The sequence below is a fragment of the Breoghania corrubedonensis genome, from assembly GCF_003053845.1.
GTDB lineage: Bacteria > Pseudomonadota > Alphaproteobacteria > Rhizobiales > Stappiaceae > Breoghania > Breoghania corrubedonensis.
Genome location: NZ_QAYG01000001.1, coordinates 23727 through 35153 on the forward strand (window position 1 = coordinate 23727; position 11427 = coordinate 35153).

Annotated in this window: 13 protein-coding genes; 11 read left to right on the top strand and 2 right to left on the bottom strand. The window is 65.5% G+C overall.

Annotated elements, in window-relative coordinates; genetic code table 11:
* Positions 1–44: 44 nt before the first annotated feature.
* The 4 genes from C8N35_RS00130 to C8N35_RS00145 all read left to right on the top strand — a co-directional run bounded on the left by C8N35_RS00130 (position 45) and on the right by C8N35_RS00145 (position 3371).
* On the top strand, positions 45–803 hold the full coding sequence (locus tag C8N35_RS00130; protein ID WP_107987623.1) for an ATP-binding cassette domain-containing protein: 759 nt from the start codon (positions 45–47) through the stop codon (positions 801–803).
* Positions 800–1612, top strand: coding sequence for an ABC transporter permease (locus tag C8N35_RS00135; RefSeq protein ID WP_107987624.1), 813 nt, complete (start codon positions 800–802; stop codon positions 1610–1612). The genes C8N35_RS00130 and C8N35_RS00135 overlap by 4 nt, the downstream gene beginning before the upstream one ends.
* Positions 1613–1752: 140 nt before the next feature.
* Entirely contained in the window at positions 1753–2004 is a 252-nt protein-coding gene (locus tag C8N35_RS00140) for a helix-turn-helix domain-containing protein (RefSeq protein WP_107987625.1), read from the top strand.
* The gene (locus C8N35_RS00145) at positions 2004–3371 is read left to right on the top strand and encodes a type II toxin-antitoxin system HipA family toxin (RefSeq protein WP_107987626.1); all 1368 of its coding nucleotides are present in this window, start codon (positions 2004–2006) and stop codon (positions 3369–3371) included. Before C8N35_RS00140 ends, C8N35_RS00145 begins: the two co-directional genes overlap by 1 nt.
* Here C8N35_RS00145 and fghA read toward each other — a convergent pair.
* Positions 3328–4167 (bottom strand): S-formylglutathione hydrolase, encoded by an 840-nt coding sequence (gene fghA / locus C8N35_RS00150; RefSeq protein WP_107987627.1) that lies wholly within the window; start codon positions 4165–4167, stop codon positions 3328–3330. The genes C8N35_RS00145 and fghA overlap by 44 nt on opposite strands.
* Before the next feature lie 165 nt (positions 4168–4332).
* Complete coding sequence (locus C8N35_RS00155) at positions 4333–5463, bottom strand: S-(hydroxymethyl)glutathione dehydrogenase/class III alcohol dehydrogenase (protein ID WP_107987628.1); 1131 nt, start codon at positions 5461–5463, stop codon at positions 4333–4335.
* Positions 5464–5891: 428 nt separating this feature from the next.
* Here C8N35_RS00155 and C8N35_RS00160 point away from each other — a divergent pair, with 428 nt between their 5' ends.
* From C8N35_RS00160 to C8N35_RS00190, 7 genes are all read left to right on the top strand, one after another.
* On the top strand, positions 5892–7118 hold the full coding sequence (locus tag C8N35_RS00160) for an ABC transporter substrate-binding protein (protein WP_210203339.1): 1227 nt from the start codon (positions 5892–5894) through the stop codon (positions 7116–7118).
* Positions 7119–7129: 11 nt separating this feature from the next.
* Entirely contained in the window at positions 7130–8134 is a 1005-nt protein-coding gene (locus C8N35_RS00165; protein WP_245926605.1) for a YVTN family beta-propeller repeat protein, read from the top strand.
* 228 nt (positions 8135–8362) lie between these two features.
* Positions 8363–8812 carry a cupredoxin domain-containing protein gene (locus tag C8N35_RS00170; protein WP_210203340.1) on the top strand — a complete coding sequence of 150 codons (450 nt, stop codon included), beginning with the start codon at positions 8363–8365 and terminating at the stop codon, positions 8810–8812.
* 4 nt (positions 8813–8816) lie between these two features.
* Positions 8817–9410: a hypothetical protein gene (locus C8N35_RS00175; protein ID WP_107987630.1), complete on the top strand. Its 594-nt coding sequence runs from the start codon at positions 8817–8819 to the stop codon at positions 9408–9410.
* 2 nt (positions 9411–9412) lie between these two features.
* Positions 9413–10129 carry a hypothetical protein gene (locus tag C8N35_RS00180; RefSeq protein WP_107987631.1) on the top strand — a complete coding sequence of 239 codons (717 nt, stop codon included), beginning with the start codon at positions 9413–9415 and terminating at the stop codon, positions 10127–10129.
* Positions 10126–10524, top strand: a complete 399-nt coding sequence (locus tag C8N35_RS00185) for a hypothetical protein (RefSeq protein ID WP_170121969.1) — start codon at positions 10126–10128, stop codon at positions 10522–10524. The genes C8N35_RS00180 and C8N35_RS00185 overlap by 4 nt, the downstream gene beginning before the upstream one ends.
* A gap of 379 nt (positions 10525–10903) precedes the next feature.
* Positions 10904–11296, top strand: coding sequence for a GFA family protein (locus C8N35_RS00190; RefSeq protein WP_107987632.1), 393 nt, complete (start codon positions 10904–10906; stop codon positions 11294–11296).
* Positions 11297–11427 lie beyond the last annotated feature (131 nt).

Genomic DNA, 11427 nt, shown 5'->3' on the forward strand with positions numbered 1-11427 from the left:
GACGGCAAACGCGCTGGCTGCGGGAGAGGCCGGGGAGGACGCGGATGGACGATATCGCGATGCGCGCTCCGCTCGCCGTTGACGGGCTGAGCTACGCCTACGGGCGCAAGCGGGCGCTTGATCATGTAAGTTTTTCGTTGGCGCCGGCCCGCGTGACGGCGCTGCTCGGCCCGAACGGAGCCGGCAAGACGACGCTGTTCTCGCTCGTCACGGGGCTCTTCGACAGCCGTACGGGCCGCATCCGCATTGCCGGGCATGATCTGAGACGCGAGCGCTCGCGCGCGCTTTCCGACCTCGGCATCGTGTTTCAGGCGCAGACGCTCGATCTCGATCTGACGGTGGAGCGCAATCTCAGATATTTCGCCGCGCTCAGGGGTCTTTCGGAGCGCGAGGCGCGAAAGCGTATCGCCGCACTGCTCGAACAGGTCGGGCTGACGGAGCAGCGCCGGCACAAGGTACGCTCCCTCTCCGGGGGCCAGCGGCGGCGGGTCGAGGTGGCGAGGGCTCTCCTCGACCGCCCCGGCCTGCTGCTGCTGGATGAACCCTCCACCGGCCTCGACATCGCCACGCGGCGCTGGCTGGTGGACGAGGTGCATCGTCTCGCGCACGAGGACGGCATCGCCGTGTTGTGGGCGACGCATCTGGTGGACGAGGTGCGCGCCCATGATGATCTGATCGTGCTGGAAAAGGGAAAGGTCGTGGCGCGCGGCGAGGTCGAGCGGGTGGTGCACGATACCAGGGCCAATGACCTCAACGAGGCCTTTACCCGGCTTACCTCCGCGCGCGCCGAGGAACACCTGTGAGCCCCACCCATGCCGCGCGCGCCTTCACGGCCATCGTCACCCGCGAGTTCCTGCGCTTCGTGCAGCAGAAGGAGCGCTTCTTCGCCGCGCTCGTGCGCCCGCTCATCTGGCTCGTCGTCTTCGCCGCCGGCTTCCGCGCCACGCTGGGCCTGTCGATCATCCCGCCCTACCAGACCTACATCAGCTACGATGTTTACGTGGTGCCGGGGCTGATCGGCATGATCCAGATCTTCAACGGCATGCAGTCCTCGCTCTCGATGGTCTACGACCGGGAAATGGGCTCCATGCGGGTGCTCTTGTCGACGCCGTTGCCGCGCTGGTTCGTGCTCTTTTCGCGCATGCTGGCGGCAACCTTCGTTTCCATCGTCCAGATCTACGCCTTCGTGGCGATTGCGCTGGCACTCGGCACCGACGTGCCGCTCGAAGGCCTGTTGCCGATGCTGCCGGTGCTGGTGCTCACGGGCCTGACGCTGTCGGCCATCGGCATGTTCCTGTCGTCATGGATACGCCAGCTTGAGAACTTCGCCGGGATCATGAATTTCGTGATCTTCCCGATGTTCTTCATCTCCTCCGCGCTCTACCCGCTGTGGCGGGTGAAGGAGTCCAGCCTCTGGCTCTTCCATGCCTGCCAGTGGAACCCGTTCACCTACATCGTGGAGGCGATCCGGTTCGCGATGTACGGACAGGTTAACGCAGAGGCGCTGGCGGTGGTGGCCGGAACGCTCGCGGTCTTCGGCGCGGCCGCGGTGGCGGGGTATACGCCCGCACGCGGAGGGCCGGCGGCGGGGCGGGCCTCCTCCGCGCGCTGAGCTTTCGCTCAAGGTCCTCCGCAAGGGGAGCTTTATGCGCTAAATCGCATATTATAATTTTATTCGCTAAAGAACATATATCGATTTTATGCTCTATATCACATATTGACGTTTTATGCGGTATAGAACATATTCCGTTCATGAGCGAACTTGCCAGAACACCGAACCAGATTGGCACGATCATCCAACGCGCCCGCAAGAAGCGCGGCTGGACCCAGGCGCAGCTTGCCGAGCGCGCGGGGCTTCGTCAGGAGACGATTTCCCTCATCGAGAACGGTGGAAAGGATGCGAAGCTCACTTCCCTCCTCTCGATCCTCGCCGCGCTGGATCTGGAGTTCAAGATCGACGCGCGCTCCAGAAGCGAACACCGTGATATCGAGGCCCTGTTCTGATGGGCCGCCGTCCGGCCCATGCACCCTTGCGCGTCTACCTGAACAACCGCCGCGTCGGCACGTTCGGCCGGGAGGCAAGCGGCGCCGTCGCCTTTTCCTATCATGACGACTGGCTCGGCTGGGAAAACGCCCTGCCGGTCTCGCTGTCCCTGGCCCTTCGCGAGACGCCCTACCGGGGCGCGCCCGTCAGCGCAGTCTTTGAGAACCTGTTGCCGGATTCCGACCGGCTGCGCCGTCTCGTTGCCGAGAAGGTCGGTGCGCCCGGCACCGATGCCTACAGCCTTCTGGCGAGGATCGGCCATGATTGCGTCGGCGCCCTGCAGTTCATCGCGGGCGACGATGAGGCCCCGGCCAGCACGGGCAAGCTTGAGGGGGAACCCGTCGATGCCGCTGCCATCGAAAGGATCCTGAACGGCCTGGGCCAGGCGCCGCTGGGGATTGCCCGCGATGACGCATTCCGGATTTCGGTCGCGGGTGCGCAGGAGAAAACCGCCCTGCTCCAGCACGAGGGACAATGGATCAGGCCGCACGGCACCACGCCGACGACCCATATCCTCAAGACCGGGATCGGGGCCCTGCCCGGTGGGATCGATCTCTCCGACAGCGTGGAGAACGAATACTACTGCCTGAAGCTGGCGGAGGCGTTCGGCCTGCCGGTCAACTCGGCCGAGATAGAGACATTCGGGACGACCAAGGCTCTCGTTATTGAGCGTTTTGATCGCTTTTGGACCCGGGACAAACGTCTCTTGCGGCTGCCGCAGGAAGATTGCTGTCAGGCCCTTTCGGTGCCGCCGACCCTCAAATATCAGGATCGCGGGGGCCCGGGCATGAAGGAGGTGTTACGGCTGCTTGGGGGCAGCGATACCCCCCTTGAGGATCAGGAGCGGTTCCTGAAGGCGCAGGCGGTCTTCTGGCTGATCGGGGCGAGCGACGGGCACGCGAAGAACTTCAGCATCTTCCTGCACCCGGGCGGCGGCTTTCGCATGACGCCACTCTACGACATTCTCACCGCGCAACCGGCGCTGAATGCCCGTCAGATCGACCGCAGACACATGCGCATGGCGATGTCCGTGGGCAAAAGCAACCATTACCGGTTCGACGGCATCCACGGCCGGCATTTCGTTCAAAGTGCGAAACAGGCAGGGCTTTCCGAAAGACGCGCGGCGGCGCTGATCGAGGACGTGGCCGACCAGGCGACGGCCGCCCTCGGCCGGGCTTCCGAGGCACTTCCCCACGACTTCCCGCCCGGGATCGTCGAAGCCGTTCGCGACGCCGTCATGGCCCGCCGCGAACGGTTCCGCCTGAGCCTGGACGCGGCCTGGCCTAGCCGAGGATCCTTGCGTGATGCCTCAGGTGATCGTCGATGAAGGTCGCGATGAAGAAATACGAGTGATCGTAGCCCGGCTGCATGCGGATCTTGGCGGACTGGCCGGCTTCCTTGCAGGCATCGACCAGACGCCAGGTCTGGAGCTGTTCCTCCAGGAAGCCGTCCGCATCGCCCTGATCGACCAGGATCTGCGTCGGAAAGCCCCGTTCGCGCACAAGCTCGCAGGCGTCATGCGCCTTCCACGCGGCCTGATCCTCACCGAGATAGGCGGTGAACGCCTTCTGGCCCCAGGGCACCTGCGACGGCGCGACGATGGGCGAGAAGGCGGAGACGGACTTGAAAAGCTCCGGATTGCGCATCGCGACCGTCAGCGCGCCGTGCCCACCCATGGAATGCCCCATGACGCCGAGCGCGCCGGGGCGCACCGGGAAGGCCTCGCGGATGAGGGCGGGCAACTCCTCGGTCACGTAGGAATACATCTTGAAGTGGGGCGTCCACGGCGCGGCGGTGGCGTCCACGTAGAAGCCGGCGCCCTGTCCGAGGTCGTAGGCGTCATCATTGGCGACACCCTCGCCGCGCGGGCTGGTGTCGGGGGCCACGACGATGAGCCCCAGTTCCGACGCCATGCGCTGGGCGCCCGCCTTCACGGTGAAGTTCTCCTCCGTGCAGGTCAGGCCCGACAGCCAGAACACGCAAGGAACCGGCGCCCGCTCGGCGGCCGGCGGCACGTAGACCGAGAGCTTCATCCGCGTGCCGGTGGACGTGCTGTCGTGGGAGAGCGTCAGCTGGCGACCGCCGAAAGAGGTCGATTTCGACAGTTCTTCGAAGACAGGCATTCAGGTACTCCGGATTGACGTTCTGACTGGCGACCCGGTGCCGGGGGCCCGGCGACGGTCGCCCGATTTCGGAAAGAGAGCACGGGCGACGATGACACCCGGCCAAGCGGTGGCGCCGGAAGGCCCGTCGGGCCTCCCGGCAATCACCGCGACCTTCCGGGCGCCCTAGTAGAGCACAACCGAACGGATCGACTCGCCGGCGTGCATCAGGTCGAAGCCCTTGTTGATGTCTTCCAGCGGCATGGTATGGGTGATCATCGGGTCGATCTCGATCTGCCCGTCCATGTACCAGTCGACGATCTTGGGAACATCGGTACGTCCGCGCGCGCCGCCGAAGGCCGTGCCCTTCCAGACGCGACCGGTGACGAGCTGGAACGGACGGGTGGAGATCTCCGCCCCCGCCGGCGCCACGCCGATGACGATGGACTGGCCCCAGCCGCGGTGCGCGCATTCCAGCGCGTTGCGCATCACGTTGACATTGCCCGTGCAGTCAAAGGTGTAGTCCGCGCCGCCGATCGTGTCGCCGCGCCGCTTGGTGAGGTTGACCAGATAGGGAACCAGATCGCCCTCGACCTCGGACGGATTGACGAAGTGCGTCATGCCGAAGCGCTCGGCCATTTCCTTCTTGGCCGGGTTGAGATCGACGCCGACGATCATGCTGGCACCGGCCATCCGGAGGCCCTGAAGCACGTTGAGGCCGATGCCGCCGAGGCCGAACACCACGGCCGTCGCGCCCACTTCCACCTTCGCCGTGTTGATCACCGCGCCGATGCCGGTGGTGACGCCGCAGCCGATGTAGCAGACCTTGTCGAAGGGCGCGTCTTCGCGGATCTTGGCGAGCGCGATCTCCGGCAGAACCGTGTAGTTGGCAAACGTCGAGGTGCCCATGTAGTGCAGGATCGGATCACCGTCGAGCGTGGAGAAACGCGAGGTGCCGTCCGGCATCAGGCCCTGGCCCTGCGTCGCGCGGATCGAGGTGCACAGGTTGGTCTTGTGGCTGGTGCAGGAATAGCACTCGCGGCATTCCGGCGTATAAAGCGGGATGACGTGATCGCCCGGCTTCAGCGAGGTGACGCCGGGGCCGACCTCGACGACGACGCCCGCGCCCTCGTGGCCGAGAATGGCCGGGAACAGGCCTTCCGGGTCCGCGCCCGACAGGGTGAACTCGTCGGTGTGGCAGATGCCCGTCGCCTTGATCTCGACCAGCACCTCGCCGACTTTCGGCCCCTCGAGATTGACCGTCGTCACCTCCAGCGGCTTGCCGGCCGCCACGGCCACGGCTGCACGTACTTCCATCGCAGTCGTCCTTCCAAGAACTCGTTTTCAAGTTGCTCGTTTTCAAGTCAAGGCGCGCCGGCACGGATGCCAGCCTGTTCCCCCGTTTGTAAGGGATCGCGCCTGTCCGCTTCTATGGTCCGAAAGTACGCATTTTCGGTGGCGGGGTCGCCTTCCGTTCACAACGATCCCCAACTCGCTGCCCGCCTTTTTGCGCACGCGCCGCGCATGAGGCCAAGGCATCGCCATGACGGGCCGGGCGGCAGCGTTCATGGCACTTAAGGCCAATGTCCGGGGTAAATCGCATCTGTAATATTACCGTTAAATGACCCAGCGGAAGACCGGTCCGCACCCTCGCCACATCTTCGGATCAACCCGCCAGACGGGCGCAAGATCGAGGAGAAGCGACGGGCCAACCGAGACCGGCGGCGGGCACGGGAGGACTTGGCGTGTCATTCACCATCCGGGCCATGGCAAAGGCCGCGTGCGCCGCTGTGACGGTCGCCGTTGCCGCCCTCTCGCCGGGCGCGGCGTCGGCGCAGACCGCCCCGAAACTCGACATACCGATCGTCTACATTACCCGGGCCGAGGACGCGCGGCTTTCGCTTTCCTTTGTCGATCCGGACGTGAAGGAGCCAGGCGTCTGGGGTGCGCGGCTGGCGCTGAAGGACAACCAGACGACGGGGCGATTTCTAGGCCACTCCTATTCGCTGATCGAGGTGGTCGTGCCGGAAGACGGCGACGTGACGGCCGCATTCGAGAAGGAAATCGCCGCCGGGCACCGCTTCTTCATCGCCGATCTTGCGCATGACGACCTCCTCGCCATTGCGCAGGCAGATGGTGCGTCCGACACGCTCATCTTCAACGGACGTGCCGGCGAGACGGATCTGAGGACCGAAACCTGCTTTCCACAGGTCTTCCACACGGCACTTTCGCTCGCCATGCGGGCGGACGGGCTGATGCAGTTTCTCGTGTGGAAACGCTGGCCGGACATCTTCCTGCTGTCGGGCTCGGGGCCAGGCGATCCGGCCTATGCGGAGGCGATGCGCAAGGCGGCGCGCAAGTTCGGGGCGGAGATCGTCGCCGACGAGACCTATTCCTATTCCCCGATCGCGCGGCGCACGGATTCCGGCCACATCCAGGTGCAGACGCAGATGCCGGTGGCCACCCAGGGCGCCGGCGATGATTACGACGTGCTGGTGGTGGCCGACGAGAACGACACCTTCGGCGAATACCTGCCCTTCAACACCTATGCGCCGCGCCCGGTGGCCGGCACGCAGGGACTGGTGCCGATGGCGTGGCACCGGGTGCAGGAGCAATGGGGCTCCACCCAGATCCAGCACCGCTTCGAGAAACAGGCAGGCCGCTGGATGGAGGAGCGCGACTACGGCGCCTGGCTCGGCGTGCGCGCCATCGGCGAGGCGGTGACGCGCACGAATTCGGCCGATCCGGCGAAGATCCGGGCCTATCTGCGCAGCGATGATTTCGCGCTTGGCGGGTTCAAGGGCGTCGGGCTGTCGTTCCGCCCCTGGAACCAGCAGATGCGCCAGCCGGTGCTGCTCACCAACAAGCGGATCCTGGTTTCCGTTTCGCCGCAGCCGGGCTTCCTGCACCAGAGAAACAGGCTCGACAGCCTCGGCTACGACAAGCCGGAGACGTCGTGCGACCTGCAATAGAGGGGGAACGCATGCCCGACCTTTCCATGTCCCACGCATCACGGTTCAAGCGCGCCCTTCCGGCCGCCGCCTCCATCGCCGCCCTGCTCGCCATCGCCTCGCCGGCCGGCGCGCAGACGGTGTTCGTGTCCAACGAGAAGGGCAACTCGATCACCGTGATCGACGCCAAGACGCGGCAAGTGACGGCGACCATTCCGGTCGGCGAGCGGCCGCGCGGCATCGCACTCTCGCCCGACGGCAAGACGCTCTACATCTGCGCCTCCGACGAGGACCATATCGAGGTGCTCGATACCGAAAGCCTGGAGGTGACCGGCACGCTGCCGTCCGGTCCGGACCCGGAGCTCATGACCATCGCGCCCGATGGCAGCCGGCTCTATGCGGCCAACGAGGACGACAACCTGGTCACCGTCATCGATCTTGCCACCGGCGATGCGGTGGCGGAGGTGCAGGTGGGGGTGGAGCCGGAAGGCATGGCGGTGAGCCCGGACGGCAAGACCATCGTCAACACCTCCGAGACCACCAACATGGCGCATTTCATCGATGCCGACAGCTTCGAGATCGTCGCCAACGTGCTGGTCGACCAGCGCCCCCGCTTTGCCCAGTTCACCGACGACGGATCTGAAGTCTGGGTGAGCGCGGAAATCGGCGGCACGGTCTCGGTCATCGATGTGGCGACGAAGGAGATCAAGAAGAAGATCTCGTTTTCCGTCCCGGGTCTGCAGCCCGAAGCGATCCAGCCCGTCGGCATCCGCATCACGAAGGACCGCTCGAAGGCCTTCGTGGCGCTGGGCCCGGCCAACCGGGTCGCGGTCGTCAATGCGCAGACGTTCGAGGTTGAGAAATACCTGCTCGTCGGCCAGCGCGTCTGGCAGCTCGCCTTCACCCCGGACGAGAGCGAGCTCTACGCCACCAATGGCGTTTCCAACGACGTCTCCGTCATCGACGTCGCGAAACTGAAAACGGTCGTCTCCATTCCGGTGGGAAGCTTCCCGTGGGGGGTCGCGATCAAGCCGTGAGAACGACCGCGGTGCCGGACGGGATGGGAGCATCCCGTTTTACGCCGCCCCCCTCCTTCGTCATTGTCCGGCGCAGTCCGGGCGATCCAGCGGGCCGCAGCATCTGCGGAGAGGGGTGGATCCCCCGGGCGAAGCCGGGGGATGACGATGGAGAGACCGGGAGAGAGGCGCCGGACAACGAAAGCCTTGAGCAAGAAATCGAACTGAATTCGAGGGAGGGAACACACGATGACACGAACCGCGACGAACCGACTGAGATCGGCACTTTTCGGACTGGCTGCCGCCGGACTTGCCGGCATCTCGCCTGCCGCCGCTGACGGCTATCTCGCCACCCAGCCGGAAGAACTGGAAGACCTCATTCTCGGCACCGACATGATCGGCTTCAACGTCTCGCCGAAGGAATACAACCTGCGCACCGGCCAGTCCTATTCGCTGAAGATCAAGGCGTCGGGCTATCAGGAATATGCGCTGGTGGCGCCGGAATTCTTCGATTTCATCTGGCTTCGCAAGGTCGAGGCCGGGGACATGGAGATCAAGGCGAACTCGATCTACGAGCTGGAATTCGAGGAGGAGAGCGAGGCGGAGATCTTCTTCGTGCCGATCCGCCCCGGCACCTATCAGATGTATGCCCGCGGCCTTCTGGAGAAGGGCACCGTGGTCACGATCAACGTCAAGTGAACCGATGCGCCATCCCCTGGTAGGTTTTCTGTTGATCGCGTGTATCGCTCCGGCCGGCCCCGCGCTGGCCGGAGACGATGCCGACTGGCCCTGCGTGCAGCGGCTCGTGCCGCAGATCTCGCCCGCTCAGGTGTGGACGGGGCCCCTTCCTGAGCGTTCGATGTGGGCGGACGACGGCGAAGTCGCGCGGCTTGGTGCCGAGATCGCGGCCCGGCGCACCTCGATGGAGGTGGCCGAGGAGCGCGTGGATGCCTTCGCGCGCAGCCTCGATGCCGGGCACAAGGTGCGGCTGACCGCGCTGTTCGGCCGGGCATTGCAGGTCATCAATTCCGACCGCGCCTCGCTGATTGCCGGCATCAAGCGCTTCGCCCGCAAACAGGCCGCCCTTGCCGCCCGCGTACGCGAGGCCCGCGTGGCACTCAAGTCGGATACGCTTTCGGGCGAAAAGCGCGCAGACTTGGCCGAAACGCTCGCCTGGGATCTGCGCATCTACGAGGATCGCGAGAAATCGCAGAAATACCTGTGCGAGCAGCCGGTGTTACTGGAGCAGCGCGCCTTCGCACTCGGCCGGATCATCGGCGCGCACCTGGACGATTGACCATGCGGCTGCGCCCTCATTTCCTGGCCCTCATCCTGGCCGCGCTTGCCGCGGTCTCCCTCCCCCCGCCGGCGGCGATTGCGGCAGGGCTCGACGGCCTGACGCCGGGCACGGCCTCGGCCGAAATCTACGGCTTCAACCACCTGGCCTCGCTCGGCGCGCGCGCGACGATCGTCTACGACTACCGCCTGGAAGGCCGCATGATGGAGGAACCGTTCACCGACGAGATCGTGCTCGATTTCACCCATGCGCAGGCCGACGCCAAGCACGCCTACGACGTGGAGGCGACGCTCTTTGCCAAGGGTGCGGCCAAGCAGGTCGGGCCGATCGTCGCCAGCACGTTCAATCCGCTGCTGCTGGTCTTTTTCCAGCGCGACGTCAACCAGATGAGCCGGGGCACCGGCGGATCGGGCCATTATTTCCGCAATGTCATCCGCCACGCCATGTCCGTACCGGGCAACTACGCCGAGGAGGCGGTGTCGCTGGAGATCGGCGGAAAGCCGGTGGCGGCGCGGCGGGTCAGCTTCACGCCGTTTGCCGACGACAGCCACAAGGACCAGATGCAGGGGTTTGCCGCCAAGACCTACACGATCACGGTGAGCGACGCCGTGCCGGGCGGGCTGGTGGCTCTGGAAACCGAGACGGCGGCAGCACCCGGCGCCCCCGGCGAAGGCCCGATGCTGCACGAAAGCTATCGTTTCAGGGAGGTCAGGCCATGAGGCAGGCGCGAGAGAACGGATCCGGACGCGGCGCCCTTGCGGCGACCACCCTTGCGGCATCGGTCCTTGCGGCATCAATCCTTGTCATGGGCGCGGTGGGGCCGGCTGCGGCGAACGACTATCCGACCGTGGCCGTCGCCGATTACGTGATGGGCTGCATGGCCGCCAACGGCGAGACGCCGAACGCGCTGCGCCAGTGCGCCTGTTCCATCGACGTCGTCGCCTCGCTTCTCTCCTATGACGACTACACGCAGGCCGAAACGGTGCTGCGCATGCGGCAGGTGAGCGGCGGCGGCGAGAAGATGGCGCTCTTCCGCGAAACGCCGGCAACGAAGGTGATGGTCGACCGCCTGCGCCGCGCGCAGGTCGAGGCCGAGGTGCGGTGTTTCTTCTGACGTGTCTGGCCGGAAATGGCGTCAGGTTGTGCGCTTTGATCTCTCCCGTGATCCCGAGCTTCGCCGCCCGCTCCCCGGTTCGCCCCTTCCTCCACTTGTCATTCCCGCGAAGGCGGGAATCCAGTAACCACAGGATCCGGCCGCAGCGCACGAGCCTCCGACGCCCCTGAAATGCTGGATCCCCGCCTGCGCGAGGATGACAAGCGGCGATGGAGGGAATCCCCAACCCGATACCACATCCGGGCAGACCTCCGAAAAACCGGCATGGATTTGACATGACGCCTTTCGCGACATCCTATCCCGGCATGGCGGAAACGTCCGATTTGGCCACGAACGTGTCGCCGGCGAACATCGCCCATCGATAGACAGGAGACGAGCCATGGACCGCCTCACGGGCGGGTGCTTTTGCGGGGATGTCCGGATCACGGCGACGGGGCGCCCGTTCAGGGTCGGCCTGTGCCATTGCCTCGACTGCCGAAAGCACCACGGCGCCCTCTTTCACGCCTCTGCCGTGTTCCCTAAGGCCGCGGTCACGGTCGAGGGCGAGACCCGCGACTTTGCCGGCAGGTTCTTCTGCCCGCGTTGCGGCTCGTCCGTCTTCTCGCGATCGGGCGACGAGATCGAGGTCCATCTGGGCGCACTCGACAGCCCGGACCTGTTCCAGCCGACCTATGAACTGTGGACCATCCGGCGCGAGAGCTGGTTGCCGCCCTTTCCCCTCGCAATGCGCTACGAGCGCGACCGCGAAGGCACGGAGCGCGCGCAGGAGTAGGGCGCGCCGGGGGGACCGGACACGTCCGGCGGTGCGGGCGCCGTCTCAGCCTCCCCGTAGCACTACAGTATTGCAGCCAAGTCCTTTTTCGCGCGCTAGACTTTGCGTCACGATCGCGATCGTCGATCGAT